General features: G+C 68.1%; 27 protein-coding genes. 17 read left to right on the forward strand and 10 right to left on the reverse strand.

The genetic code is table 11. From position 1 onward, the window contains the following. The 8 genes from AMK34_RS43065 to AMK34_RS38095 all read right to left on the reverse strand — a co-directional run bounded on the left by AMK34_RS43065 (position 1) and on the right by AMK34_RS38095 (position 5465). Positions 1-384, reverse strand: a complete 384-nt coding sequence (locus tag AMK34_RS43065; RefSeq protein ID WP_158073317.1) for an STAS domain-containing protein — start codon at positions 382-384, stop codon at positions 1-3. A gap of 77 nt (positions 385-461) precedes the next feature. Continuing rightward, positions 462-929, reverse strand: a complete 468-nt coding sequence (locus AMK34_RS42895; protein ID WP_073848585.1) for an ATP-binding protein — start codon at positions 927-929, stop codon at positions 462-464. Between the two features lie 127 nt (positions 930-1056). Beyond that, complete coding sequence (locus tag AMK34_RS38070; protein ID WP_073848586.1) at positions 1057-2241, reverse strand: PP2C family protein-serine/threonine phosphatase; 1185 nt, start codon at positions 2239-2241, stop codon at positions 1057-1059. Next, on the reverse strand, positions 2238-3236 hold the full coding sequence (locus AMK34_RS38075; RefSeq protein WP_073848587.1) for an ATP-binding protein: 999 nt from the start codon (positions 3234-3236) through the stop codon (positions 2238-2240). The genes AMK34_RS38070 and AMK34_RS38075 overlap by 4 nt, the downstream gene beginning before the upstream one ends. Continuing rightward, positions 3233-3664, reverse strand: coding sequence for an anti-sigma regulatory factor (locus tag AMK34_RS38080; RefSeq protein ID WP_038510651.1), 432 nt, complete (start codon positions 3662-3664; stop codon positions 3233-3235). Before AMK34_RS38080 ends, AMK34_RS38075 begins: the two co-directional genes overlap by 4 nt. Continuing rightward, positions 3654-4052 (reverse strand): STAS domain-containing protein, encoded by a 399-nt coding sequence (locus AMK34_RS38085; RefSeq protein ID WP_038510654.1) that lies wholly within the window; start codon positions 4050-4052, stop codon positions 3654-3656. The genes AMK34_RS38080 and AMK34_RS38085 overlap by 11 nt, the downstream gene beginning before the upstream one ends. Further along, positions 4049-4912: an STAS domain-containing protein gene (locus tag AMK34_RS38090; RefSeq protein ID WP_038510657.1), complete on the reverse strand. Its 864-nt coding sequence runs from the start codon at positions 4910-4912 to the stop codon at positions 4049-4051. The genes AMK34_RS38085 and AMK34_RS38090 overlap by 4 nt, the downstream gene beginning before the upstream one ends. A gap of 103 nt (positions 4913-5015) precedes the next feature. Beyond that, positions 5016-5465, reverse strand: a complete 450-nt coding sequence (locus AMK34_RS38095) for a MarR family transcriptional regulator (RefSeq protein ID WP_228694912.1) — start codon at positions 5463-5465, stop codon at positions 5016-5018. A gap of 142 nt (positions 5466-5607) precedes the next feature. Here AMK34_RS38095 and AMK34_RS38100 point away from each other — a divergent pair, with 142 nt between their 5' ends. Further along, positions 5608-6822, forward strand: coding sequence for a PP2C family protein-serine/threonine phosphatase (locus AMK34_RS38100; protein WP_073848588.1), 1215 nt, complete (start codon positions 5608-5610; stop codon positions 6820-6822). A gap of 129 nt (positions 6823-6951) precedes the next feature. Here AMK34_RS38100 and AMK34_RS38105 read toward each other — a convergent pair whose 3' ends face one another. After that, positions 6952-7911 (reverse strand): helix-turn-helix transcriptional regulator, encoded by a 960-nt coding sequence (locus tag AMK34_RS38105; protein WP_073848589.1) that lies wholly within the window; start codon positions 7909-7911, stop codon positions 6952-6954. A 63-nt stretch (positions 7912-7974) separates the two neighbouring features. On the opposite strand from AMK34_RS38105, the gene AMK34_RS38110 reads away from it, so the two are divergent. From AMK34_RS38110 to AMK34_RS38140, 9 genes are all read left to right on the forward strand, one after another. Further along, a complete protein-coding gene (locus AMK34_RS38110) occupies positions 7975-9153 on the forward strand; it encodes an epoxide hydrolase family protein (protein ID WP_073848590.1) in 1179 nt (392 codons plus the stop codon). Position 9154: 1 nt separating this feature from the next. Then, the gene (locus AMK34_RS38115) at positions 9155-10273 is read left to right on the forward strand and encodes a winged helix DNA-binding domain-containing protein (protein ID WP_073848591.1); all 1119 of its coding nucleotides are present in this window, start codon (positions 9155-9157) and stop codon (positions 10271-10273) included. 8 nt (positions 10274-10281) lie between these two features. Then, the gene (locus tag AMK34_RS43660; RefSeq protein ID WP_158073318.1) at positions 10282-10431 is read left to right on the forward strand and encodes a hypothetical protein; all 150 of its coding nucleotides are present in this window, start codon (positions 10282-10284) and stop codon (positions 10429-10431) included. Positions 10432-10839: 408 nt separating this feature from the next. Continuing rightward, a complete protein-coding gene (locus AMK34_RS38120; RefSeq protein WP_073848593.1) occupies positions 10840-11049 on the forward strand; it encodes a hypothetical protein in 210 nt (69 codons plus the stop codon). Positions 11050-11096: 47 nt separating this feature from the next. Then, positions 11097-11669 (forward strand): hypothetical protein, encoded by a 573-nt coding sequence (locus AMK34_RS38125; RefSeq protein ID WP_143202742.1) that lies wholly within the window; start codon positions 11097-11099, stop codon positions 11667-11669. A 424-nt stretch (positions 11670-12093) separates the two neighbouring features. Beyond that, a complete protein-coding gene (locus tag AMK34_RS43995; protein ID WP_443111220.1) occupies positions 12094-12267 on the forward strand; it encodes a toxin C-terminal domain-containing protein in 174 nt (57 codons plus the stop codon). Then, the gene (locus tag AMK34_RS42905; RefSeq protein ID WP_143202743.1) at positions 12261-12566 is read left to right on the forward strand and encodes a hypothetical protein; all 306 of its coding nucleotides are present in this window, start codon (positions 12261-12263) and stop codon (positions 12564-12566) included. The genes AMK34_RS43995 and AMK34_RS42905 overlap by 7 nt, the downstream gene beginning before the upstream one ends. 362 nt (positions 12567-12928) lie before the next feature. Then, complete coding sequence (locus tag AMK34_RS38135; protein WP_073848971.1) at positions 12929-13501, forward strand: TetR/AcrR family transcriptional regulator; 573 nt, start codon at positions 12929-12931, stop codon at positions 13499-13501. After that, positions 13498-14667: an NADH:flavin oxidoreductase gene (locus tag AMK34_RS38140; protein WP_073848597.1), complete on the forward strand. Its 1170-nt coding sequence runs from the start codon at positions 13498-13500 to the stop codon at positions 14665-14667. The genes AMK34_RS38135 and AMK34_RS38140 overlap by 4 nt, the downstream gene beginning before the upstream one ends. A 72-nt stretch (positions 14668-14739) precedes the next feature. Here AMK34_RS38140 and AMK34_RS38145 read toward each other — a convergent pair whose 3' ends face one another. Beyond that, positions 14740-15282, reverse strand: a complete 543-nt coding sequence (locus tag AMK34_RS38145; RefSeq protein ID WP_143202744.1) for a hypothetical protein — start codon at positions 15280-15282, stop codon at positions 14740-14742. A 431-nt stretch (positions 15283-15713) separates the two neighbouring features. Here AMK34_RS38145 and AMK34_RS38150 point away from each other — a divergent pair, with 431 nt between their 5' ends. The 7 genes from AMK34_RS38150 to AMK34_RS38180 all read left to right on the forward strand — a co-directional run bounded on the left by AMK34_RS38150 (position 15714) and on the right by AMK34_RS38180 (position 25865). Continuing rightward, a complete protein-coding gene (locus tag AMK34_RS38150) occupies positions 15714-16388 on the forward strand; it encodes a fasciclin domain-containing protein (RefSeq protein WP_073848601.1) in 675 nt (224 codons plus the stop codon). 317 nt (positions 16389-16705) lie between these two features. Then, positions 16706-17704, forward strand: a complete 999-nt coding sequence (locus tag AMK34_RS38155; protein WP_073848602.1) for a ferritin-like domain-containing protein — start codon at positions 16706-16708, stop codon at positions 17702-17704. A 123-nt stretch (positions 17705-17827) separates the two neighbouring features. After that, a complete protein-coding gene (locus AMK34_RS38160; protein ID WP_143202745.1) occupies positions 17828-18250 on the forward strand; it encodes a hypothetical protein in 423 nt (140 codons plus the stop codon). A 17-nt stretch (positions 18251-18267) separates the two neighbouring features. Next, on the forward strand, positions 18268-21018 hold the full coding sequence (locus tag AMK34_RS38165) for a LuxR C-terminal-related transcriptional regulator (protein ID WP_051972411.1): 2751 nt from the start codon (positions 18268-18270) through the stop codon (positions 21016-21018). A 235-nt stretch (positions 21019-21253) separates the two neighbouring features. After that, entirely contained in the window at positions 21254-22813 is a 1560-nt protein-coding gene (locus AMK34_RS38170; protein WP_073848605.1) for a S8 family peptidase, read from the forward strand. A 25-nt stretch (positions 22814-22838) separates the two neighbouring features. Continuing rightward, positions 22839-24299: a trypsin-like serine protease gene (locus tag AMK34_RS38175; protein ID WP_073848606.1), complete on the forward strand. Its 1461-nt coding sequence runs from the start codon at positions 22839-22841 to the stop codon at positions 24297-24299. 27 nt (positions 24300-24326) lie between these two features. Beyond that, entirely contained in the window at positions 24327-25865 is a 1539-nt protein-coding gene (locus tag AMK34_RS38180; RefSeq protein WP_073848607.1) for a S8 family peptidase, read from the forward strand. The last annotated feature ends 72 nt before the right edge of the window (positions 25866-25937 follow it).

Below are 25937 nucleotides of genomic sequence, written 5' to 3' on the forward strand. Positions count from 1 at the left end.
TCAGCGTCGGTTCGAGGCTTGGAGGGCTTCGTCGACGGTGTGGTAGAGCCTCAGCACGATGTCTAGTCCGGTGATTTCGATGGGCCGGATCACGGGGCTGTTGGAGTCCACGGCGATGCGAAGTGATTTTCCTTGTTCTTTCGCGTACGCGTCGGTGGTGATCAGCGTGGCAAGGCCGGCGGAGTCGAGGAAGTCCACTGTGGTCAGATCCAGAACACAGGTACCGGCGGTGTCGTCGATCGCGGACATGACCGCCGTGCGCAATGCCGGCGCGGCCTCGGTGTCGACCTCACCGGTCACCGCGACCACGACGCCCCCGCTCACGACGCGGCGGACGATGTCCAAGTCGGGTGGTGGCGGTTCGGCCTGGGACGGGTGACTCACGAGGATCGACGGTACCGGACCGGCGATGCCACGAGATGCGACGCCGGTCCGGATTTCGCCCGTTCCGCGGCGCACGGCTAGTCCTCGCCGTGCCAGGTGCGTGCCGTCGACAAGTGCGGCGCGTGACCGCTGTTTCCCCCGCGGTGCAACGCGAGTTCGACCCACACGGTTTTGTGGTCGGCGAAGTTCTGCACGCCCCAGGTGGAGGAGAGCCGGTCGATCAGCAGCAAGCCACGCCCGCCGGAACCGTCCGGGGTCCGCCTCTGCGGCTGACGCGGCGATGCGTCGTCGACCTCGATCCGCACGTACCGGCCCTGATGCGTGAGTCCGAGACGGCAGACGCGGGGCGCGTCACCGTGCCGGTGGGCGTTGCTGATCAGTTCGTCCGCCACCAGAACCGCATCGTCCACGGCGAGTCCCCGGTAGCGGCACAGCATCCGCCGGACGCCATGGCGGACGTCCCTGGTAGCGGTCGTGTCCAGATCGAAGATCACGTCGCCCGGATTCGGCTCGTTGCGCTCAGTTGTCCCCGGCTGCGTCGACATCCGTCCCACCGCCTCGTTCTAGACTTCTGATCGGAAACATCGCGCACTGAATCCAGTACCCCGAGGCGAGCAAAGGCAAACTCCAAGGGGCGGCGCGTCACCTTCATCCGCGGGCTCGGCTCAGGAGCTACGGTGCCGGCTTGCGTCTGATCGCGATGACGACGGTGTCGTCGGCGTGCAGGACGATGTCGTGCATCTCGGCGGCGAGAGCACCGGGGATGGTCGCCGTGGATTCTCCGGCGTGGCGGCGTGCCGCGGCCAGCAGCCGGCCTTCGCCTTCCTGATGGTTCTTGCGGCTTTCGGTCAAGCCGTCGGTGTACAGGAGGAGCAGGTCGCCCGCGGCGAGGGTGCGGCCGACCAGGCTTCCGTTGCCAGGGTCGGGAAATCCGATACCTCTCCCGACGATGGAAGGCACCAGGAGTTCGGTGTCGCCCGCGGCGGTGACGAGGACCGGGCGCGGATGGCTGCCGTTGGCGACGGTGACGTCGCCGGTCGCCGGGTCGAGCCGGGCGAGCAGCACGGTCGCCATCAGGCCGGGCTCGATGGTCGCCAAAGTGCCGGCGGCGCGGGCGATCAGGTCGTGGAGGGGATGGCCTTCCAGCGCCAGTGTGCGGATGGCGTGGGTGACGGTCAGTGCGTGCCGGGTCGAGGTGACGCCGTGGCCGACGGCGTCGACGAGGGTGATGTGCACGGTCCCGTCGGGCAGCACGAACCAGTCGTAGAGATCGCCGCCGGTCGGGGAATCCGGTTCGCTGGGCGCGTAGTGCACGGCCAGGTCGAAAGCGTCCACGTGTGGTGGCGGCGGGCGCAGCGCGTCTTCGAGTTCGCGGAAGATCACCGCGTGGGCCTGCCGGAGTCGTTCGTCCCGTTCCTCGAGTTCGACGTACATGGCGAGCACGCCGCTGTTGGTTTCGGCGAGTTCGTGTTTGAGTTCGCGCTGCTCCTGGGTGAGGGTGTCGGCGCGGGCGATGAGCGCGAGCATTTCCTCGCGGGTGGCCAGTTCGTCGTCGACGGGAACCGTCGCCGCGTCGTGGACGGCGGGGAGGTGCCAGGTGAGGACCGCGCTGTCGCCGGCGTCGGGCAGCAGAGGCAGGGCGTTGCGGTGGTCCTGGCCGACCAGACCGGGCAACCGGAGGGTGACGGCCAGCCTGCCGTTGCCCGCGTGGGTCGACAGCTCGGGCGGGTGCTCCGCTCGCTCGGCGAGCAGGGTCACCGCGAGGACCAGTTTGGCGCGGTCGTCGGTGGTGACCCCCGCGGCGGCGCAGGCTTCGCGAAGGCGATGGCGTAGCCGGGCGATGGGGGAGTACGTCATGGCGTGCCCGTTCCGGAGCCGACCGCGATCAGGGTGGCGTCGTCGTGGGGGTCGCGGTGCCGGTGGGCGAGGTCGGCGGCGAGGAGTGCCGGGACCGGGAGCGGGCCGAGGGGTGCGGCGCCGCGCCAGCCGCTGCCGATTCCGTCGGTGTGCAGGACGAGGACGTGGTGTTCGGGCAGGTCCACGGTCCGGACGTGGGTGTCCGGCAGGGTGAAACCGACGATGCCGGGCATGCTGAGCAGCGGCCGGCTCTGTCCCGGCATCAGCACCATGCCGCCGATGTTCCCGACGCCGCAGAATTCGAGCAGGCCGCCGGAGATCCGGGCGAGCGCGACGGCCGCGCCGCGGGTCTGCCGCAGCGACCGGTGCATGGCGGTGAGGTGATCGCGGAGCGGGCGGCCCGGGTTGCGGCGGAAGACGTCGATCGCGGCCACCGCCGCGTCGCCCGCGGCGGGGCCGTGGCCGAGGCCGTCCACGACGGCGATGGTCCGGGCGCCGGGCAGATCGGCTAGCGCCAGGCCGTCGCCGCACCGGTCTTCGCCTTCGCACGCCAGGCGGACATGAGCGACAGCCGTGGCGTTCGTGCCGGTGATCAGCGTTCGTGCCGCCGCGGTGGTGCCAGAGCCTGCCGCCGACCGGATCCGGAACTCGGCGGCCAGCCTGCCGACGGCGCCGAGGCCCGTGCCGAGCGTCGCGGTCGTGCTGTGGCCGTCGATGCGCCAGTGGTCCAGATCGGCCATGCCCGGTCCGGAGTCCGCGGCGTAGATGTCCACGCCGTCTCCGGCGAGGGAGCGGTGGATGAAGACCGTGCCGTCGGTGGCGTGCTTGTCGATGTTGCCCGCCAGTTCGGAGGCGATGACGGCCGCGCGCTCGGTCAGTACCTCGGGCAGTCCCGTTTCCGCGGCGACCTCCCGGGCGACGCGCGCTGCCGTGTAGACCGCGCTGATGTGGTCGATGCGGATCTGGCGGGTGAGGTCCGCGACGGTGATGGTCATGGCTTCCAGCGCACGATCGTGACCGTGGTACCACGTCCGGGAGCGGCGTCGATGGTGAACTCGTCGACGAGGCGCCTGGTTCCGCCGAGGCCGTGCCCGAGACCGGCGCCGGTGCTGAACCCGTCGGCCATGGCCTGCTCGACGTCGGCGATTCCGGGGCCTTCGTCGCGCACGGTCAGCTTCAGGCCGACCCGGCCATTTCGTACGACGGTGATCGTCATCGAGCCCCCGCCACCATGGATGTAGGCGTTGCGGACCAGCTCACTGGCCGCGGTGACGATTTTCGTCTGGTCGACGATGGAGAAGCCCACCGCGACCGCGCAGGCCCGCACGGCGTGGCGGGCGGTGAGAAGGTCTTCCTCGGCGCGGACCGCGTGTTCGCGCGCGGGGATGTCGTGCCCGGAACCGGTGAGCTCGTCAGGAAGCATGAGGCGCCTCTTCGGCGGCCTCGGCGGGGCGGCGCCACCCCAGCAGTTCCATGGCCTGTTCGGCGTTGAGCGCGGTCTGGACGCCGGTGAGCCGCAGGCCGAGTTCGGACAGGGTGATCGCGACCGCGGGGCGCATGCCGGCGACGATCATCCGGGCCCCGAGCAGCCGTCCGGTGGCGGCCAGCTGCATCAGCACTCGGGCGACGAAGGAATCGATGATCTCCAGCCGGGAGATGTCGAGGATGACCCCGCGGATGCTTTCGTCGGAGATCCGGGTGGTGAGTTCGTCGGTGAACCGCAACGCGGTGGTGTCGTCCAGGTCGGACAGCAGCCCGCTGATCAGGATGTCGCCGAGCCGCAGGATCGGCAGGCCCGCGTCGGCCGTCATCCCGTCACCGCGGCGGTGCGGTCGCCGAGCAGCTCCAGCGCGGCGGCGAGGGCGTCGGCCAGCGAGCCGCGGGTCACGATGTGGGAGAGATCGATGCCGAGCTGGGTGACGGTCTGCGCGATAGACGGACGGACACCGCTGATCAGGCATTCGGCGCCCATGAGCCGTACCGCACTGACCGTCTGAAGCAGATGCTGCGCCACCGCGGTGTCCACTGTGGACACGCCGGTGATGTCGATGATCGCCACGCGGGCTTCGTGGGTTTGGATCGCCTCCAGCAGGCTGTTCATCACGACCTGGGTGCGGGCGCTGTCGAGGGTGCCGATCAGGGGGACGGCCAGCACTTGCCGCCACAGGCGCACCACCGGGGTGGACAGCTCCAGCATCTGCTGGTGCTGGCGGCGGATGATCTCCTCGCGCCCTTCGACGTACACCGAGAAGGTGAGCAGGCTCGCGGCGTCCAAGAGCTGGTTGACCAGCAGTGACACCTCATAGCGCAGCGCGGGGTCCCCGCTCCGGCGTTCGACCGCGGCCATGGTCGTGTGCTTCAGCGCGAGGATCGCCGTGGCCGTGAGGGCCGGCGCGGTACCCGCACGAGCGCGCCGTTCGGAAAGCCCGCGCAGGGCGGAGCGGACCGCCTGGTCGCGCTCGATGATCTGGCTCAGCGGCGTCCCGATGGCGAGTGCTTCACGGAGTGCTCCCAGTAGTTCGGTCGCCTCGCGCCGCAGCGCGGTCTCGTCGAGCCGGGCCGACGAGTCGGCCAGCTGCCATCGGACCCACTCGTCGACCAGCTCGTCTTGGTCTTCACCGAAGATCCGTGACAGCAGGTCTCGGACGGCGGAGTCGTCCGTCCTCAGCACTGAGGCCTCCCAGGGGCTCCGGGTCGCCGTCCGATATCCAGCAACCGTTGTCATATGACAATAGTTAGCCTACTGGAGAGAACCGGTTGCGCCATACCCGGACCTAGTCGCCTGCCGCGGCCTCACGGAATTCCCGGAGGCCCGTGGCGAGCGCCGCTCTGGTTTCGGGGGTGAGTTTCGCCAGTACGGCCTGCAGGCTTTCCCGTCGCCGGGCCCGCAGGTCCTGCAGATACGCGCGGCCACGGTCGCTGAGCCGCAGCGTGATTTCGCGGCGGCTGGCCGAACTGGGGAGCCGTTCGAGGAACCCGACGGCCTCCAGCCGGTCGCACAGGCGACTCACCAGCGGCGGGGTGGAGCCGAGGACGTCGGCGAGGGCGCGCAGGTTCAGGCCGTCGTGGTGATCGAGCGCCACGACCGCGCGTACCTGGGACGTCGACAGCGGACGCGGTGACGCCTCGCGAGCCCGCTCGAACATGATCTCGAGCAGCTCGGCCGTCTCGGTCACGGCCGCCGCCACCGTCTCGGTGCCGGGCGGCTCGGAGGACCGATTCACAGCCCCACTCTCGCATCCTTATGCTGAACTGTCAGCTCAGCTCACCGCGGCACGTCCTGCGACCGGTCCGACGGAGCGGTGCGGACTCATTCCCGCGTGCTCGATCCGAGGGCCGGGTTTCGGGCGAGCGGAAGGCAACCCGGTGGACAGATCCTTGGCAGTCGAGCGTGTCCTGCGGGGCGTCCAGCCTCATGCGCTGCTCGACGGGCTGCGCGCGGCGTTGAGCGAACACTTCGGCGCAGGCGACGTCGAACTGCTGATGGCCGACTACAGCCTCACCGAACTGCGCCGAGTGACCGTCCTGCCGTACACGACCGAGCCGATGCCGGTCGCCGGCACCGCGGCGGGCGAGGCCTTCACCAGCCAGTCGGCGACATTCGAACCCGCCGAAGACGGTATCCGCGCAAACCTCCCGGTCACCGTCCGCGGCGACCGGCTCGGCGTCCTGGCCGTCACACTGCCCGAAGAGCCGGAACCGCCGGTATGGGCCGAACTCGGCCGGTTCGCCGAGGCGCTCGGGCACGAGGTCTTCGTCGCCGACCGTGACACCGATCTGTACGTGCAGGCCCGCCGCTCGTCCCGGCTGACGCTCGCCGCGGAGATGCAGTGGCAGCTGCTCCCCGGCCGCGCGTGCAGCCGGCCCGAATTCGCACTCGGTGGTCAACTGGAACCCGCCTACGCCATCTACGGCGACTGCTTCGACTGGTCGGCCTCCGCCCGCACCTTGGCGGTCACACTGGTCAACGGCATGGGTGAAGGCAGCAGCGCCGCCTTGCTGACCAACCTCGCCGTCAACGCGCTGCGCAACGCCCGCCGCGCAGGGATTCCCCTCGACGCTCAGGCGGAACTCGCCGACCAGGCCATCTACGCACAGCATCGCGGCCAAGAGCACGTCGCCACGCTCCTGTTGGAATTCGACCTCGCGAACGGTGAGATCACCGCGGTCGACGCGGGCTCGCCTCGCCTCTGGCGGCTACGCGATGGCAAAGCGGAACGTGTCCACTTCGACGAACAGCTTCCCCTCGGCACCTTCGAAGACACCCTCTACACCGCCGAAACCCTGCAGGCCCTGCCGGGCGACCGGTTCGTCTTCGTCAGCGACGGCGTGTACAACGCGGCCGGACCCCACGGAGAACTCTACGGCGACCGCGAACTGAGCCAGGCCATCCTCGCGACCGCGGATCTGCCCGCGGCGCATGTTCCGAGCGCCGTTCTCGCCGAACTGCACGACCGGCGTCACGGCGGGCTGGCCGCCGACGACGCCATGGTCGTCTGCCTCGACTGGTTCGGCTCGAACCCCAGCGCCGACGGGGAATCCGACATCGCCTCCGCGGCCACCGGTGGAACATCGGTTTGATTCTTGTGGCTGTGAGCCCGCGTTTGCCGGGCGCTTGTGCAGGGCTCACAATTCGCGCCGTTATCTCGCCGGCCATGTCGTGTGGATGTCATCGACGACATTCTGGTGAGCCTTTGCGACAGCGCACGGTCAAGCCTCGATCGCGCGCAGACACCGTTGCGCCTGCTGTCGGAGCGCGCCTTCGAGTTCCGGCGGTCCGCTGGCCAGGGTGAAGTCGGTCTGCACCGAGGTGATCATCCACACCAGGTCGGACGTCGTCGGAGCGCCGAGGTGCAGGAGACAGCGGTGCTCGTCGACGGCCTCGACGGCGCCCATCCCCGGCCACACCCGGTCGGCCACCGCGTCGGCCGATTCGTGCAGTTCGACCGTCGCCTGGCACGGCCAGGCGCGCGCGGAGAGCTGCTGCGCCAGGTAGGCCGCGACGTCGTCGAACGGCGGCTCGCGGGGTGTGAACCGGGCGCCGGCGGGCGGCCGCGGGGTGAGGCGGTCGACGCGGAAGGTGCGCCAGTCGTCGCGGTCGACGTCGAAGGCGACGAGGTACCAGTGCCTGCCGAAGTGGACCAGGCGGTAGGGCTCGGCATGCCGCCGGGAGGCGCCGCCGCGCGGGCTGAGGTAGTCGAAGCGCAGGCGTTCGTGGCGGCGGCACGCGTTCGCGATGGTCATCAGCGTGTCCGCAGAGATCTGCGGGCCGGGCGCCACCCCGGCGCGCACGGTCGCGGTCTGGAGTGTGTTCACCCGATGCCGAAGCCGTGACGGCAGCACCTGCTCCAGTTTGGTGAGCGCGCGCAACGCCGTCTCCTCGATACCGGTGACCGAGCTGCTCGTGGCGGTGCGCAGTCCGACGGCCACCGCGACGGCTTCGTCGTCGTCGAGCAGCAGCGGTGGCAGGGACGCGCCCGCGCCGAGCCGGTAGCCGGGTGTGCCTTGGAGCGCGTGCACCGGGTAGCCGAGTTCCCGCAGGCGTTCGACGTCCCGTCGCACGGTCCGCGTGGTGACGCCGAGGCGTTCGGCCAGGTCGGTACCCGGCCAGTCGCGCTGGGTCTGCAGCAGCGACAGGAGCTTCAGCAGTCGTGCGGAGGTTTCCAGCATGGTTTTCATTCTGCCGTCCGGTTAGGACCGAAGTTGTCCTAACCGGGTTCTAGCGTGGTCCTCATGACACAGGACATCCACCCTTTCTCGATCGACATCCCGCAGGCGGACCTCGACGATCTCGCCACGCGTCTGGCCGCCACCCGTTGGCCGAGCGAACTGCCGGACGTCGGCTGGAGCCGGGGTGTGCCCGTCGGTTATCTCGCCGGACTCGCCGAGTACTGGCGCACCGGTTTCGACTGGCGGGCGCAGGAGGCCGCGATCAACGCGCATCCGCAGTTCGCCACCACCATCGACGGTCAGCGTCTGCACTTCCTCCACGTGCGCTCGCCGGAGCGGGACGCCACGCCGCTGGTCCTGCTGCACGGGTGGCCGGGCGGGGTGACCGACTTCCTCGACGTGATCGGGCCGCTTTCGGACCCGCGGGCGCATGGGGGAGACCCGGCTGATGCCTTCCACCTGGTGATCCCGTCCTTGCCGGGGTTCGGGTTCTCCACGCCGCTGGCCGGGCCGGGGATGAGCGCCGCGAAGATGGCTGGCCTGTTCGCCCGGCTGATGGCCGCGCTCGGCTATGAGCGGTACGGCGTGCACGGCTACGACACGGGTTCGTGGGTCGCGCCGGAGATCGGCAAGCAGGATCCGGGGCACGTGCTCGGCGTGCACCTCAACGCGATGATCACGTTCCCGATCGGCGTCGAGGGCGAACTGGACGATCTCCCCGAGGCCGACCAGCGCCGCTGGGAGTCGATGCAGGACTTCAATGACGGCTACCTGCAGTGCAACTCCAAGCGTCCGCAGACGGTGGCCTACGGCCTGCACGATTCGCCCGCCGGTCAGCTCGCGTGGATCGTGGAGAAGTTCAAGGAGCTGACGATGCCCGAAGACGCGCTGCCCGAGGAATGCGTGGATCGCGATCGCGTGCTCGCCACGGTCTCGCTGTACTGGTTCACCGGCACCGCCGGTTCGGCCGCTCAGATCTACTACGAGGAGATCTCGGCGAACGACTGGAGCGACGGCGAATCCGGTGACTGGGGATCCGGTGACTGGAGCGGCGCTGCGGCGCCGACGGTGCCCACCGGTGTGCTCGTGTCCGCGCACGACGTGACCGTCCGTCGCTGGGCCGAGCGCGATCACCACGTCGTGCACTGGACCGAACTCGGCCACGGCGGGCACTTCCTCGCCATGGAGGCTCCCGTCGCGCTGGTCGACGACGTCCGGGTGTTCTTCCGGAAGGTGCGCTGACATGGGCGCCCGCGGGACCGTGGTGCTGAGCCCGCAGGCGCTCAACCGCGCCCTTCTCAGCAGGCAACTTCTCCTCGGCCGTGTCGATCTCGGGGTGTCCGAGGCGACCGAGCATCTCTTCGGGCTGAACGCGCAGGACCCGGACCTCGCGTATTTCGCGCTCTGGAACCGGCTCGAACGATTCGCGATCCAGGATCTCACCGTCGCCATCGAGCGCGGTGTCCTTGTGCGGTCCACGATGATGCGGGCCACCCAGCACCTGATGTCGGCGGCCGATTTCCGGCTTGTCCGGCCGGTGCTGGCGCCGCTGCTGCGGCGGGTGCAGCGCAACGCCTTCGGCGGCCGCACTACCGGCGTCGACCTCGTCGAGCTGGTCGCCGACGCGGCCGAGCTGCTCGACGGCGGCGTCCTCACCCGGCCCGAGCTGGGGCGGGCGCTCGCGCGAACCCGGCCGGGCGCCGACGCGCAGGCACTCGGCCGGACCGTGCAGTACCTGCTCGCGCTGGTGCACCCCGCCCCGAGCGGAACGTGGGGCAAACGCGGCGCGACCCCGTTCGCCGTCTTCCCCGGTGTACCCGAAACCGCCACCTCCGACGACGTGCGCGAGCTGATCCGGCGCTACCTCGCCGCGTTCGGGCCGGCCACCGTCGCCGACGCCCGGACTTGGTCCGGGGTGAGCGGACTGCGTGAGGTCTTCGAGCATCTGCGGCCGGAACTGCGGACATACACCGACGAAGCGGGGCGCGAGCTGTTCGACCTGCCGGACCACGAGATCCCATCGCCGGACGTGCCCGCGCCCGTTCGGCTCCTCGCGGAGTTCGACGCGACCCTGCTCGCCCACGCCGACCGCACGCGGGTGATGACCGAGCCGATCCGGCGTCAGGTCTGCCAGGGCGCGGCGGTCGCGGCCACCGTGCTCGTCGACGGCACGGTGGCCGCGACCTGGACGAAGGACCGCACAGGTGCGCTCACCGTCGTCCCGCTGCGCTCGATCTCCGCTACCGACCGAGAAGCCATCGAAGCCGAAGCCCTGCGGCTACTGGAGTTCGCCGCTCCCGACGCCGTTCACGACGTCCGGTTCAGCGAATGGCCCACAGACGAGGAAATGCCAAGAGTTTGAGGCTGATCATGGTGACGCCACAGTGCGACAACGGTTTCTCCCTGACCGGGCGGGACCCCGATTCCCTGCCCTACGAGGTGTACACGCCCGACGAGTTCTTCGTCCTCGTCGACGGCCGGGCCGGGCCGGCGGGCGCGCCGATCTGGCCGGCCCGCTGATCGATGCCGGATGTCCCGTTTTCGCCGAGCGAGTCCGCAACCACCAAGGGCAGCTGTCCTTGATGGCTGCCGGCCCGACCCCGGGAGTAACGCCGCTCCCGATGTTCAGCCACGGCGACAGCGAGTCGTGAAGCCCTCCTTCGCCCGCCGTGTCGTCGCCGTGAACGGCGAGCCGCGCGGTGCGCAACATAAAATGCCGCCCTGACGCAGACATGAATTTGACGGGCTCACGAAATCATCGCCTGACCCGCGCCTGCACGCGATAATCGTAGTGGTCCGGCATGCAATGAATAAGCGCATAAATAGCTCGCGCGGCTATGCCACGTTTGGCGGATGGTCGGTCCGGCGTGAGTCCGGCAGGGTGCAAGAGTCGATGTTGTACGTCGACGAGCCACCTTTTCCTGGACGGTGACGCTCGACGATTCCGGCGGCACGACCAAGCACGACTTCCCTGGTTTCTACGACGCCGATGGCTTGGTGGAGCTGAAGCGCTTCGTGCCCGGTCTGACGGTCGGTCCCGCGGCTGCCTCTGTCACACCATTCGCGAATTTTGCTATTTTGGTGGACGGCGCGGTCTGCTTCTCCGGCGGGCCGACCGATCCCGACTACATCTACTGAGCGCCCCGCGCTGATGAGGCGCTCGGGCAAGCGAAAGCGAGCGCCTCATGGAAGAACGGCCGATGGGGGACGCGGGACTTCCTCGCGTTCCCCATCCCCGCGAACATTTCGCCGCGTTTCCTGGCCCCGTGGTCGCGGCGTCCACCGGCATGGGCGTGGGCCCGATCGCGGAGGTCGGCACCGACCAGGTCAACGACCAGCCGTGGGCGATCGGCCTCGGCTACACGAATCGAGATCGGAAACTCAAGCTGATGATCCGAACCGTTCGCCCGGCGGAACAGCTCGATCCTCGAGGACGTCCGATAGAGAACGCTGAAATCCAGCTGCACAACTTCCTGGCCAGAACCGCGCCCCGCGACCACGGAGCGCCTGCCCCCACACGTGCTGACCTGGACGCGAAAACCGAGCGGGTGCGGACAGCCCTCGCCGACGCGACGGCCACGCCGGTGACCATCACGATCGACGACCTCCCCGTCGCCGGCACCCGGACCGACGTACTCGGGGCCACGGTGATCGAAACCCTCTGGAACAGCTACTCCGTCTTCATCACCAGCACCCCCGATCACCTCGGCACCGTCGAGCTGCACACTGCGACACCGGCCGACGTAGCCCACCTCTGACCGCTCACGCCCGATAACTCGGCGAGCTCCAGTAACCTGGCCGGGGAAGTCGGTCAGCGAATGGGGTGGTGCCCGGCTGATCACGCAGACCGACCACCAGGCGATACAAGCCCGTCGCCCGAACTCGCTCATCGTCATGGGGAGTAACGAGACATTGGTCCGCGTGCACGCCGACATCGACGTGCAGCAACAAGCCCCTCGACCAGTTCAGGGTGAGCGCCTGTGAAGCCCCGTGCTGCCGCGGAGATGCTGGACCTGGCCGGCGCGGCGCAGCTGCTCGGAATGTCCGAGCGGAAGGTACGGCGGCTGGCCAAACGAGACCGGTTCGCCCCGGCCGCCGTCGAGGCCGACGCGGAGGGCCCCTTCTGGCCAGGTGGAGACCTCGCAAAGTACCTTGGGTATAAGAAAACGTCACTTCGTGTTCGTGGTCAGCCTGTGTTCACCAACGGTAAGACCCTTCATTTCTCAGGACATCGGTAGTGGTGACGGGTTGCACAACGGCGGTACCTGGAAGATTACGAACTCGGTCGACGATCCAGGGAGGAAGTCGACCCGCTCTGGCACAACGGATGCGCTTCTGAACAAGATTGGATGTTGAAGGTGGAAGATCGCCATGTCGTCGAGCAGCAGTTCTCCTGGAGTATCGACTTACCTGATCTAACTGCTGATGAGGCATCGCAGGTGGTTTCGGCCATCAAAGGTAGAGGGTTGGCTTCTGATCCATTACTTGTCGACCCGGCTGTCTTCTTGACCCTTCATCTAGATCGTGAATCAGTGGAAACTCTTTTGGCTGGATTGGCTGCGGGTCCGGCCAATGCGGTCAGTAATAGTCTGAAGGAATCGTTTGAAGAGTGGTTGGCTTGGCGCGGTGTGGACCCGGCTTGTGATAATGAATAGTTCGGCTGGGTGATAGGGCCGTGGTTGCGCGAGGAGCCGGATATGCACCTCGGAGCTTGCCGAGGTATGCGTCGGACTGCGTTTCGGTACACGTTGACGTGGCTTCGCAAGTGGGATGAAGCGCGGGCGGATCTCTGGCGTGCGCGGGAAGCCAAAGAGCGGTTTGTCCGCGGCTCGCGGTTCTCGACGAAAAGAAGGTGCGATTCGACCTCGCCGTCGGCGGTGCGCCGATCGTGGCCACGCTCGCGCGGCGGTCAGGTCCGAGTGCCAGGACCGCACGATGGTGGTGAAGGGAAGTCCATAGAGGAGAGTGTCGTCAATCAGCGATTGAAACAGTGATGGAACTGTGGTGTGCTGCGAAGGTGCCTCGTATCGACGACACCACCCGCGAGCGGTTGCTGACCGTTGCCGAGCGGCTGCTCCTGGAATCCGGCTACGACGCCGTGTCGGCCCGTGCGATCAACAGCGCGGCGGGGATGAACCCGGCCGCGGTGCATTACCACTTCGGATCGAAGGACGCGCTGATCGCCGCTCTGCTGGAGACGCGGCTCGCACCGGTGTGGCAGCGGCGGCTGGACGAGCTCGCCGAACGCGGGCGGGCAGGCTGGGTGCCCACGGTGCCCGAGCTGGTCGATCTCGTCGTGAACCCCTTCGTCGAGCTGGCGGCGGATCCGGTCGGGCGGCTGCGGTTGCGGTTGCTGGCCATGGTCGTGCTGGAGCGGAAGGAGCCGGTGTGGACCTCGCGATGGTTCGGGCTGAGGCCCTGGATCGAGCTGCTTCGGGAAGCACGGCCGGAGCTGTCGAAGACGGAGGCGGCGCAGCGTTGGCTGCTCGCTTTCGGGCTGGTGTTGCAGTTCTTCGGCGACGGGATGCCGGCTGAAGTGCCGGTCGGGACCGTGCGCGCCTTCGTCACGGCGGGATTGGCGGAGTCATGACCGATGTGTTCGCGCCCGCGCGGCTGGGGCCGGTACGGCTGCGCAATCGGATCATCAAGGCCGCGACCTTCGAAGGGGTCACGCCGGACGCCGTGGTCACCGACCGGCTGATCGAGTTCCATCGCACGGTGGCCCGCGGTGGCGTGGGAATGACGACCGTCGCCTACTGCGCGGTCTCCCCGGAGGGCCGGACGGACCGGCACCAGATCTGGATGCGGGAGGAGGCGTTGCCCGGGTTGCGACGGCTCACCGAGGCGGTGCACGCCGAGGGCGCGGCGGTCAGTGCGCAGATCGGGCATGCGGGCCCGGTCGCGAACGCGGCGTCGAACCGCTCGCCCGCGCTGGCGCCGGGGCGGTTCCCGAACCCACTGGGCATGCGGATGACCCGGGCGGCCACCGCGGAAGATCTTGATCGGATCGTGGACGCGCACGCCACGGCCGCGCGGTTGGCGATCGAGGCGGGCTTCGACGCCGTCGAGATCCACTTCGGACACAACTACCTGGTCAGCTCGTTCCTCAGTCCGCGGTTGAATCGCAGGCGAGACTCCTACGGCGGGCCGTTGGAGAATCGTGCCCGGCTCGCGCTGGAGATCGCGCGGGCCGTCCGCGACGCGGTCGGCGACCGGATCGGGGTGACGGCGAAGCTCAATATGGACGACGGGGTGCCGGGCGGGTTCTGGCTCGACGAGAGCGTGCAGGTCGCGCGGTGGCTCGAGGAGGACGGATCACTCGACGCGCTGGAACTGACGGCGGGTAGTTCGCTGCTGAACCCGATGTACCTGTTCACCGGGGACGCGCCGATCCGGGAGTTCGCCGCACGGTTCCCGAGGCCGATGCGGTGGGGCGTCCGGGCCGCCGGCGGCGCTTTCCTGCGTCGCTATCCGTTTCAGGAGGCCTATCTGCTCGATCGGGCGCGTCAGTTCCGCGCGGCGGTGGACCTGCCGCTGATCCTGCTCGGTGGGATCACGCGGTTGGAGACGATGGAGCGGGCGATGGCGGACGGTTTCGCGTTCGTCGCGATGGCGCGGGCGCTGCTGCGAGAACCGGATCTGCCGCTGCGGCTCCGGGATGGCGCCAGATCCTTGTGCGTCCACTGCAACAAATGCATGCCGACGATCTACCGCGGCACGCGTTGTGTGCTGGAGGCAGGCCCGGAATCGGGATGAAGCGGGTGATCGTCGCCGACGTGAACGACGCCCGGACCGGCGACTGACCGCGAGTAGCCCAGGCGAAGAGTGTCAGCGCGTCAGCCAGACGGTGCTGTAGGGCTGGAGAAGAGTCGCTTCTCCGGACGCCACCGCCGGAACAGAGAACTCGCGCACCGCGCCCCACGCGGATCGCACGGTGACGAACCGCGCGCTGAGATTGACGACGCATACTCCGCTCCCTCGCTGCCAGGCGACGACCAGAGGGTCTCCCGCGAAGGGTAAGAGCCGGGCTGTGCTGTGCCGGCCGAACACGGACTGAACGAGGAGCCGGCCACGCCGGATGAGCAGCTCGGTGGAATCATCGCCGACAAGCAGCCCATCGGAATTCGGAGCGGCGAGGACGGCCAGCCGCGCGGCCGAGTAGAGCTGCCGCGATAGTGACGACAAAGCCGAAGATTCAAGGAATTCCCACAGTGCCCTGACTGGTATCTCGTCGGGTTCCTCGTAAGGCTCGTCATACGGATACGGCTCGATCAGGGTGCGGAGACGATCCGCCAGATCGATGGCGTGCGCCGTGATCGTCGCCGGCTCGACGACCAGGGTGAAGATGGGATCAAAGGACGCCGGGATCATCACCTCCGATGGCCTCCGGAGCGGCTGTGCACGACATATGCGCGGGAGACATTACAATTTTCCTTGTTCATGTGCCCCAGTCTTGGCGATGGGGAAGACACTGACCAGTCTGCCGATCGATGGAATTTCCGGAGAAGCGGTTATCTATAACCCGATCGGCGCGGAATGGATGGGGAGATCACGTTTCACTCGGAAGCGAACAATCAGTAGCTCATTCAGAGCTTTCATTGAGATGACCTGGGTTGTCCGGCCGCCCTGTTCGTACTGGCCGGTGACTTCTGCGGGTGGCGGACGCCGGTGGTCAGCGCAGGCCGATCACCCGAACGTGTTGCGGTGGGCACCTATCCCTTCGGCGGCCGGTGCCGAATACCCCGCAAGAAGCCGGCCCGTGCCGAGGACCGGTTTGTCCACAGAGCAGCTGGAGTAACTTCGTGAGCAAGCTTCGTGTCGCAGGTGTCGGTTTGACGGCGGTCGCCGCCCTGGCCTTGTCCGCCTGCGGCGGGGACGACACCGCCTCCTCCGGCGGCAGCACCAGCTCGATGGCCCCGTCCGGTTCGGCTCCGATGTCGAGTTCCGGTTCGACAGGTTCGCCGGACGGGGTGACCACGAACGCCGATGTGTTCGGTCCGGCTTGTTCGCAGTTGCCGCAGGGCAGTGCGCCGGGTTCGCTGGACTCGATGGGCCCGCAGCCGGTCGCCAGCGCCGCCTCGACCAATCCGCTGCTGACCAAGCTGGTCGCCGCGGTGAAGGCCACCAACCTGGTGGACACGCTCAACAGCCAGCAGGCCATCACCGTGTTCGCCCCGGCGGACCCGGCCTTCGAGGCCTTGGGCGAGGCCAAGTTCACCGAGCTGGCGGGCAAGCCGGACCAGCTGGCCCCGATCCTGCAGTACCACGTCGTCGGCAAGCGTTACGACGCCAAGGGGCTCGCCACCGCCGGTTCTGTGGAAACACTCAACACCGCGAGTGGGCTGGTGAAGATCGAGGGCTCTAGCGAGAACATGACCGTCAACGGCGCGAAGATCCTGTGCGGCAACATCCCCACCAAGAATGCCACCGTCTTCGTCATCGACAAGGTGCTGACCCCGGGCACCGACAAGAACTAGGGATTCGTCCGGGCCACGTTGTGCTTCCTTGCGGGTGGCCCGGTCGCCGTGGCCGCCGTGGCTGAAACGACCCCTCCGGTCACGGCGGCCACACTTCTGCCCACAGCGCCTGTTCTGGCGCTCGTGGCTCACCTTCGCGGCGGAAATCGGGCCTCCGTCGCCGGGGCGCCGGAACCGGTGTCATTCCATCGTATGACGGGCCAAGCCGGCCGGGTCCCGGGCACGAAAGCACTGCGTCCGCGAAAACAACCTCGCCCGACCGGCGGGGTACGCCCGATGTCGTGCGTGGCAGGACACGGGCGGGAAGGAGATCGCTCGTGTTTGGCAAGCGTTATGCCACATCGATGATCAACCGCAGTGCGGAGAACGAACAAGATCGCCGTCGTTTCCTGCGTGCGGCGGGGGTGGCGGGACTCGGCGTGGTCGGTACCGGCGCGATAGGAGGATTGTCCGGTGCGACGGCATCCGCCGCCGCGGCCAAGCCGGCCGCGGCCGCCGCGCAGGGCGAGGTCAGTGACGCCGCGGTCCTGAACTTCGCGCTGAACCTCGAATACCTCGAAGCAGAGTTCTACCTGCACGCCGTCACGGGTAAAGGGCTCGCCGATTCTTCGACCACCGGGACCGGCACCCGCGGCGGCGTCACGGGTGGACGGGCGGTGAAATTCAAGACCAAAGCGGCCAAGCAGTACGCCCAGGAGATCGCCTCCGACGAGAAGGCCCATGTGGAGTTCCTTCGGGCCGCGCTCGGTTCCGCGGCGGTCAGCCGCCCGGCCATCGATCTGCGGTCCAGCTTCACCGCCGCCGCCCAGGCCGCCGGCCTGGTCAGGAAAGGCCAGAGCTTCGACGCGTTCGCATGCGAGGAGAACTTTCTTCTCGCGGCCTATTTGTTCGAAGACGTCGGCGTCACGGCTTACAAGGGTGCCGCGCCGTTGATCACCAACAAGACCTACCTCGAAGCCGCCGCCGGGATCCTCGCCGTCGAGGCCTACCACGCGGCCAACGTCCGCACGGCGCTCTACCAGCACTCCGGCGGCATTCTCGGACTCGGGCTGCTCGGCCGCGACCTCCGCGAAGCCAGCGTCAAACTTTCCAACGCACGCGACAGCCTCGACGGCACGACCGACCTCGACCAGGGTGTCGTCGACAAGAACGGCCGCGCGAACATCGTGCCCACCGACGGCAACGGCATCGCGTTCAGCCGGTCGCCCGGCCAGGTGCTCAACATCGTCTACCTGACACCGAAGGCGACCACCTCCGGCGGCTTCTTCCCGAAGGGCGTCAACGGAGACGTCAACACCAGCGCCGCCAACGGCTGATCCGCCGACTTCCCCGGAGGGCCGGTGCGACCGCGCGCCGGCCCTCCGCCTGAACGGCGCGGCGCATTCTCTACGTACCCTCACTTATCGCGTGCGGGCTGGTCACGGCCACCGTCCACGGAGATGCTGGAGATGCTCAGGTACGGCGTCGAAGGGAAGAATGTGACGGCCGTCGTCTCGTCCGCATCCGTGGTTCGCGACAGCATCGTGGCCGCCGTTCTGGTCCGGATGAGCGCGGCCGCCGACATCGCGCCTTACCTGCGAGGGCCGGCGCTCGCGGTGGTGGTCCGGCTGACCCGGGAGGTGGTGTCGCGATGCGTCGACGCGCTGGATCCCGGTGCGGATCTCAGCGGGGGAGCGGATGCCCTGCACCCCGTGCCCGGAGAGCCGGCGGCGGTCAGGGCGGTGCTGGCCCGTGTGCTGGGCACGTTCGCCTGGGAGCGGCTCGCCGAGGTCATCGGCCCGCACGACACGCCTCCGCACGCGGTGTGCCGCGCGGTCGAGTCGTTGTTCGACTCGCTCGTCGAGCTGGGCCGGTCACACTGACGTAAGGGGCACCCGCGGTGGAGAAAGCGCTGGAGCAGGAGATCGCCAAGCCGTCGGCGTTCATCGTGGTCGAAGGTGAGCCTGGCTCCGGGCGGACGAGCCTCCTCGATCGGGTCGCACGATCCGAAGGCCGGAACCGGACGGTGCTCGAGGCCCGCTGCGCGCGAGAGCGCGATCCCGTGCCGCTGGCGCCGGTGCTCGACGCGCTGGGAACCGCAGCGGGCGAATGGACGGGGATGGCCGACCGTCTGTCGCCCCTCGCCGGGGTTCTTCACCCACTGCTTCCGGAGCTGAGACCCGTACTGCCGGATCCCCTCGGGTCCGATCGTCACCTGGTGCACCGCGCGCTTCGTGAGCTGCTGACCTTGCCCGAACGCACGCTTCTGATCGTCGACGACGCGGACGAAGCAGACGACGAAACCCAGGAATTCCTCCGCTACTTGGCGTCCAGGCCGTCCGAACGGCTGGTCGTCCTGACGAGTTCCGCGATCCGGTTGCGGCAACGCGAATCCCACGAGTCGTGGTGGCCTCCCCGGGCCGGAGTGACGGCTCGGTTCACCCTGAAGCCCCTTCAGGTCGAAGACGTCGCGGCGATGGCCGGTTCGCGGGAACTCGCCGAAAGGGTCCATCGCCGCACCGGTGGGGTGAGCGCCGCGGTCGGGGCGGTTTTGGACGCGGTCGCAGGCCTTGACGCGCAGGCTGCGGCGAAACTTTCGGAGAAGGTCGTCCCCAGCGCTTGGGCGGCGGAACTCACCGCGAGGTACGCCGTGCTGGACGAAGGTGCGGCGGCGATCGTGTCCGCCGCGGTGATCCTCGGGCGACCGGCGTGCAGCAAGACACTCGCGGCCGTGGCCGGTTCGGACCGGGCCGGAATCGTCGACGACCTGCTTCAGGCGATGGCCGGGGGATTTCTGCGAGACCAGGGCAACGATCGTTATGCGGTGCGCAGCCCCTTGATCGCCGACGCGATCCATGCCGCCGTCCCGGGCCCTCGGCGCTACCGGCTGCACTCGAACGCCGCGCGGTTCCTCGCCGGCTCGGACGAGCCGCAACCGGAAAGGATCGCGTACCACCACCGGGAGGCGGGTGAGCTCGACGAGTGGGCCCGGCGGGTCGCGGAATCCGTGGACCTGGCGACCGCCGAAGGCCGGCCGGAGGACGCCGTGCGTCTGCTCGAGGCCGCGCTCGGGGACGTAGCTCTTTCCCGTGCCAATAGGGAGGATTTCGCCGTCCGCCTCAGCAGGGAGACGGCGTACGGGCTGATCGGCGAATCCACTCTGCGGCTACTGCGCACGGCGGCGCGTGACTGGCCGATGAGCAAAGCCGCCCGCGGCGAGATCCGGATCAACCTCGGTCGTGTCCTCATCAATCAGGCCGGGCAGATCGACGCCGGCCGTTCGGAGATCGAACTGGCCATCACGGATCTCGCCGACCGGCGCCCGCTTCTCGCTCGCGGGCTGATCACCTTGGCCCTTCCTCACGTCGGTGCGGTCCCGGTCGAGGAGAACATGCGCTGGCTGGACGAGGCGGTGCGGGCCAGCAAGGGCACCCGCGACGTCGAACTGATCGCCGCGGTGACCGCGAACCGGGTTTCCGGGCGGATGCAGATCGCCGATCCCGGAGCTTGGCAGGACGTGGGTACGCTGCCGGCCTCGCCGCGGTCGGCCGAAGTGCGCAGGCAGGTCAGCCGGACCTACATCAACCTTGCCGACGCGGCCGCGTGGAACGGGTACTACCCCGTCGCGAGGACCTATCTGGCCACGGCCCGGAGGCTGATCCAAGACGAGGAACAGCCCTACTTGGAGGCGCTCGCCGCCGGGACGGACCTTCGGCTCGATGTCGCGATGGGGATCTGGCCCGAGGTGGAGACCGGCGTCCGCGAGTTGCTGGAGCGTGTCGGTGAGGGCAGTTCGCTCGCGGCGGAACCCTTGCTCGCGCTGGGCTGGCACCGGCTGGGCAACGGACATCGCAAGGAGGCTTCACGGAACTTCGACGCCGCCTTCGCGCTCGCGGCCGGGAACGTGCCGCAGCAGGCTTCGGCGTTCGCCGGGCGGGTGACCGTCCTCCTCGCGGCCAAAGAACTTCCCACCGCCGCGCGCCTCGCGGAGAGCGGGCTCGAGACCATTCGCCGGAAGAACAACTGGATCTGGGCCGCCGAACTCCTGCCGTCCGCCGTACGGGTTCTCGTCGCCTTGGAGCAACACGAAGCGGCGACGCGGCTGGTGGACGAGTATCGGGAAGGGATCGCCGAGCGCGACGCGCCGCTCGCCCACGCCGCCGCCCTCTTCTGCCAAGGTCTGCTCGCCCGAAAACGACCGGGCGACGCGGCCGAATTCTTCGGCCGGGCGTCACTGGCCTATCAGGCGTTGCCTCGGCCTCATGCCGCCGCTGTCACGAGCGAATTCGCGGGTGAGTGTCACGCCGAACTCGGTGACCACCGGAAGCTGCTGGGAGCGTTGACCTCCGCCGAAACCATTTACCGTTCCCTGAAGTCCGCCGCGGATGCCCAGCGGTGCCGACGGCTTCTGGCGCGCCACGACCCGACCACTCCGTCGAGGGGGCGTCGTGGATACGGGCAGGCCTTGTCGCCGCGCGAACTCGAGGTGGCGCGTCTTGCCGCGCAAAGCCTCAGTAACCGTGAGATCGCCGAACGGCTCTTCCTCTCCGCGAGGACGGTCGAAGTCCACATCGGCCGGGCGCTGACCAAGCTGGATCTGCCGTCGCGTGCGGTGCTCACCGAGGACCTGCTGCGCGAGCAGCGGGCCTGACCGTCACGAAAAAATGCCGATATCGCATCGTCGGGTATTCGGAATTTCATGAGGTCCCTTATTCAATGACACCACGGCACTGATCATAAAAAATGTGCGCTTTTAATTGAGTATCCGGCCGGGTGTAGTACCTATTGTTCTTCGCCGGTTGAGAACTCACTGTTGTCACAACGTGGTTGTGGTCACGTTCGCACTGTCTCCCCGGTGTCGATTCCCCTGCTTTCAGGAGTATTCAATGCGCGAAAATCTCCGACCCCGATGGGTGTCGGCCATCGCGGGCCTGTCGCTCGCCGTCTGCGCTTCGATGTCGGCGCTGCCCGCGGTCGCCTCGCCGGTAGGGCCCGCCGTCCAGGCCTGGGTGCCGGACGCCATTCCGGGCTCCTACCTCGTCACTTTCAAGGCATCGACGGTGAACACCGCCGATGCTCGCTCACTGGCGGCGGAGTACGGCGGGCAGGTCACGCGCACCTATGACGCCGCGCTGCGCGGTTTCGCGGGCCGGATGACCGCGGCGCAGGCCCAGCGGCTCGCGGCGGATCCTGCCGTCGCCTCGGTCGAGCCGGACTCCCTCGCGCATGCCACCGGTACCCAGAATGACCCCACCTGGGGCCTGGACCGGGTCGACCAGAAGGACCTGCCGCTCGACAAGAAGTACGACTACGCCAACAAAGGCGACGGTGCCACGGTCTACGTGCTCGACACCGGGACCGACTATCGCCAGTCGGAGTTCGGCGGCCGCGCGAGCAGTGGTTACGACTTCGTGGACAGCGACAGCGACGCCTCGGACTGCCAAGGCCACGGCACCCACGTCTCGGGAACCGTCGGCAGCACGACCTACGGGGTCGCGAAAGGTGTGAAGATCGTCGCCGTCCGCGTGCTCGGCTGCAACGGCAGCGCGCCGTGGTCGACGATCGTGTCCGGTATCGACTGGGTCACCAAGAACGCCCGGAAGCCCGCGGTGCTCACGATGAGCATCGGCGGCGGGGCGACCTCCACAGTGGACCAGGCGGTTCAAGGAGCGGTCCGGGCAGGCATCACCGTCACGGTCGCCGCGGGCAACGAGGGCCAGGACGCCTGCAACGTCTCGCCCGCCCGCACGCCCGAGGCGATCACCGTCGCCGCGAGCGACATCCAGGACAAGCGATCGATCTTCAACTCGTCGCAGTCCTCGAACTACGGGTCCTGCACCGACCTGTTCGGTCCGGGCAGCAACATCACGTCGACCCGCAACGGCGGCGGCACACAGCAGATGAGCGGCACCTCCATGGCCACCCCGCATGTCGCGGGTGCGGCCGCGCTCTACCTGACCGCCAACCCCTCCGCCACCCCGGCGCAGGTCACCAAGGCGCTGCTCGACAACGCGACACCCGGCAAGATCTCCGACACCAAGGGCTCGCCGAACAAGCTGCTGTACACCGGTTTCCTCGGCGGAACCCCGAATCCGCCGTCCTGCGCGGGTGGTACGAGCGCGGACGACGTCGCGATCCCTGATGCCGGCGATGCCGTGACCAGCACGGTGACCATCGGCTCCTGCGACGCCAAGGGCACTTCCGGCACTTCGGTGGCAGTGGCGATCAAACACCCGTACTCGGCCGATCTGAAGATCGACCTCGTGACGCCCAGCGGCAAGGTCGTCAACCTCGAGCAGGCAGGCGGCGTGAGCACGATCGACCTCTCCAAGACCTACACCGTCGACACCTCGGGTGAAAGCCGCACCGGTGACTGGAAGTTGCGTGTCCAGGACGTCTACCGCTTCGACACCGGCGTGATCGACAACTTCGCCCTGACCTTCTGATTCCTCCCCTGTGAAAGGAAACACCGTGAAGAAGAAGAGAATCGCAGGCCTGCTGGCGCTGGGTGTGGCGGCCCTGTCGATCCCCGTCCTGGGCGGAACCGCCGGTGCCGCTCCCCAGCCGACCGCGTCGGCGATCGCGCCCACCGGTGACGTCCGGATCCCCGACGGCGCCCACGCCCAGGGCATCGGCGGCGTGCCCGCCTCGGTGAAGGACTACCCGTTCGCCATCGCGGCCTTGCGCGAAGGTGGCTCCCGGCCCAAGGGACAGAGCTGCAGCGGTTCGGTCGTGGCCCCCCGCAAGGTGATGGTCGCGGCGCACTGCAAGGAACTGGCCGGCGAAAAGACAGTCCTTTATGGACTGGACGACCTGGTGAGCACCGGCGGCACCCAGCTCAAGGTCGTCGACTACAAACTCCACCCGAAGTTCACCCAGCCCTGGAACGGATACGACGTCGCGATCATCACCACCGACGCGGACATCCCGGTCCCCGCCGGCGGTTACGCGAAGGTCGCCACCTCGGCCGACACCGGCCTCGAAACGCCGGGCAAGGACGGCTTCAGCCTCGGATACGGCAAGAAGACCCAGAACGACAGTCCGCCCGACGTCACGCTGCAGAAGCTGACCCTGCCGATCGTCGACCCGAACCAGTGCACCGGGGTCGAGAACGGCGTCGACCCGAAGACGATGATCTGCGCCGGGTATTCCGACGGCCGCAAGACAGTGCTCCCCGGTGACAGCGGTGGTCCGTTCATCGTCAACGGCGTGGTCGTCGGCATCACGTCGTGGAGCCGCAGCGACTTCCGGTGGTACAGCGTCTACAGCCGCCTGAACAACGAGATGGGCGACTGGGTCAAACAGCAGATCGGTGACGTGCCCAGCGGCGACAAGTTCACCCTCGCGGCGTCCCCGGGCGCGGTGAAGACCGACCCCGGCAAGTACGTCTCGACGTCGATCACGAGCAAGGAAGGCAAGAACGGCAGCGAGAACGTCGCGCTGAGCGCGTCCGGACTGCCCGACGGTGCCAAGGCGACCTTCCAGCCTTCGTCCATCATGTCCGGCGACACCGCGAAGCTCACGATCGAGACCGCGGCGGGAACGCCGGAGCGGGACTACACGATCACCGTGTCCGGCAAGGGAACGACCGACACCGCGACCACCACGCTGACGCTGACCGTCGGCAAGGGCGGCAGCGAGCCGGGCGACCTCAAGGTCACGGTCAACCCCGGATCGGGGACCGTACGGGCGGGCCAATTCGTGAACGCGACGGTCTCCGCGACCGGCGGCAGTGGCTCCATCACGCTTTCGGCGTCCGGCTCGGGGCTGCCGATCGCGCCGTTCTTCAACCCGCAAAGCATCTCCAGTGGCGGCAGCTCGACGATGCAGATCTTCGCGCCGTTCCAGCCCGGTACCTACCCGATCACGGTGACGGCGAAGGACGGCGCAGGCAAGACGTCGACCGCCACCTACACGCTCACCGTCCAGTGATGGTTCTTCTTACGGAGGTGATGTTCCATGCGTAACCACCGGAAATTGCTGCTGACCTTGGGCGCGTTGACCCCCTTGCTGGCACTGGGTATCGGAAACGCCGTCGCGGCCGAGGCCGAAGGCGTTGTGGTCCAGGCGAAACAGCATCACGCCGACCAGTACATCGTCGTGCTGAAGGACGGCGTCGCGACCGCGCAAGCGTCGGCGACCTCGTTGACCGGTCGCTTCGGCGGCGAGGTGCGGTCGACGTGGTCCGCGGCGTTGAACGGCTTCTCGGTGAAGAAGATGACCGAGCGGCAGGCGAAACGGCTCGCGGCGGATCCGTCGGTCAAGGCCGTCTACCAGGACGGCACCGCCCGCGGCACCGACACGCAGACCAACCCCACGTGGGGCCTGGACCGCGTCGACCAGAAGTCCCTGCCGCTGGACAAGAAGTACACCTACAACAACAGCGGCGAGGGCGTCACCGCGTACGACCTCGACACGGGCATCAATCCCGACAACCCCGAGTACGAAGGCCGGGCCAGCATCGGCAAGGACTTCATGGGAGGTGACGGCAAGGACTGCAACGGGCACGGCAGTCACACCGCAGGCACCATCGCGAGCAAGACCTACGGCGTTGCCAAGAAGGTCAAGATCGTCGGCCTCCGAGTGCTCGGATGCAACAACACCGGTCCGGATTCGGGCATCATCGACGCCGTCGACTGGGTGACCGCGAACGCGCGGAAACCGGCCGTGGCGAACATGAGCCTCACGATGGACGCGCCCGGCGTGGGTGACGACGCGCTCAAGAAGTCGATCGCGTCCGGCGTCGTCTACGGCGTCGCGTCCGGCAACGCGTCGACCGATGCCTGCAACACCAGCCCCTCCCGGGTTCCCGAAGCCATCACGGTGAACGCCACGGACTCCGGCGACAACCGGTCGTCGTTCTCGAACTACGGTTCGTGCACCGACATTTTCGCCCCGGGCAGCAACATCACGTCGCTGAGCCCGAACAGCGGGAGTTCGGCGGTGATGAGCGGGACGTCCATGGCGACGCCGCACGTCGTCGGTGCGGCCGCGCTCTACCTGGCGGCCAACCCGTCCGCGACGCCGAAGCAGGTTCGGGACGCGCTGGTGAACAACGCGTCCGACGGGGTGGTCAAGAACCCCGGCAGCGGGTCGCTGAACAAGCTGCTGAACGTGTCGTTCATCGGTGGCGGAGGCCCGGAGCCGAAATGCGGCACCAAGTCGAACACCACCCCGGTGGCGATCCCGGACGCCGGTGCCGCGGTGACGAGCTCGGTGACCCAGGAAGGATGTGATGGCAAGGCGTCCTCGTCGCTGCCGGTCAAGGTGGACATCAGCCACACCTACTCGGCCGACCTGGCGGTGAGTCTCATCGGGCCCAGCGGTGCCACCTACCGGCTGAAGAAGGCGGGAGGGGTGGGCAGCCCCGCCGGTGTGCACGAGACCTACACGGTCGACGCCGCCAACGAGAACGCCAACGGCACCTGGAAGCTGAGCGTCCAGGACGTCTTCAAGTTCGACACCGGTTCGATCGACGGATTCACCATCACTTTCTGACCAGGTGGGGTGAGAGGGGTGGGGCCGGTCGCGATGACCGGCCCCACCTCGCCGACTGTACGTCCCAACGAC

Origin of the sequence: Amycolatopsis sp. CB00013, from assembly GCF_001905755.1 — a bacterium.
Taxonomy (GTDB): domain Bacteria; phylum Actinomycetota; class Actinomycetes; order Mycobacteriales; family Pseudonocardiaceae; genus Amycolatopsis; species Amycolatopsis japonica.

Excerpts from the sequence above, each read along its gene's own strand:
- AMK34_RS42895 (WP_073848585.1), bottom strand. The coding sequence starts at position 929 with ATGTCGACGCAGCCGGGGACAACTGAGCGCAACGAGCCGAATCCGGGC.
- AMK34_RS38070 (WP_073848586.1), bottom strand. The coding sequence starts at position 2,241 with ATGACGTACTCCCCCATCGCCCGGCTACGCCATCGCCTTCGCGAAGCC.
- AMK34_RS38075 (WP_073848587.1), bottom strand. The coding sequence starts at position 3,236 with ATGACCATCACCGTCGCGGACCTCACCCGCCAGATCCGCATCGACCAC.
- AMK34_RS38080 (WP_038510651.1), bottom strand. The coding sequence starts at position 3,664 with ATGCTTCCTGACGAGCTCACCGGTTCCGGGCACGACATCCCCGCGCGC.
- AMK34_RS38085 (WP_038510654.1), bottom strand. The coding sequence starts at position 4,052 with ATGACGGCCGACGCGGGCCTGCCGATCCTGCGGCTCGGCGACATCCTG.
- AMK34_RS38105 (WP_073848589.1), bottom strand. The coding sequence starts at position 7,911 with ATGCTGGAAACCTCCGCACGACTGCTGAAGCTCCTGTCGCTGCTGCAG.
- AMK34_RS38110 (WP_073848590.1), top strand. The coding sequence starts at position 7,975 with ATGACACAGGACATCCACCCTTTCTCGATCGACATCCCGCAGGCGGAC.
- AMK34_RS38115 (WP_073848591.1), top strand. The coding sequence starts at position 9,155 with ATGGGCGCCCGCGGGACCGTGGTGCTGAGCCCGCAGGCGCTCAACCGC.
- AMK34_RS43660 (WP_158073318.1), top strand. The coding sequence starts at position 10,282 with ATGGTGACGCCACAGTGCGACAACGGTTTCTCCCTGACCGGGCGGGAC.
- AMK34_RS38125 (WP_143202742.1), top strand. The coding sequence starts at position 11,097 with ATGGAAGAACGGCCGATGGGGGACGCGGGACTTCCTCGCGTTCCCCAT.
- AMK34_RS42905 (WP_143202743.1), top strand. The coding sequence starts at position 12,261 with ATGTTGAAGGTGGAAGATCGCCATGTCGTCGAGCAGCAGTTCTCCTGG.
- AMK34_RS38140 (WP_073848597.1), top strand. The coding sequence starts at position 13,498 with ATGACCGATGTGTTCGCGCCCGCGCGGCTGGGGCCGGTACGGCTGCGC.
- AMK34_RS38145 (WP_143202744.1), bottom strand. The coding sequence starts at position 15,282 with ATGATCCCGGCGTCCTTTGATCCCATCTTCACCCTGGTCGTCGAGCCG.
- AMK34_RS38160 (WP_143202745.1), top strand. The coding sequence starts at position 17,828 with ATGCTGGAGATGCTCAGGTACGGCGTCGAAGGGAAGAATGTGACGGCC.
- AMK34_RS38170 (WP_073848605.1), top strand. The coding sequence starts at position 21,254 with ATGCGCGAAAATCTCCGACCCCGATGGGTGTCGGCCATCGCGGGCCTG.
- AMK34_RS38180 (WP_073848607.1), top strand. The coding sequence starts at position 24,327 with ATGCGTAACCACCGGAAATTGCTGCTGACCTTGGGCGCGTTGACCCCC.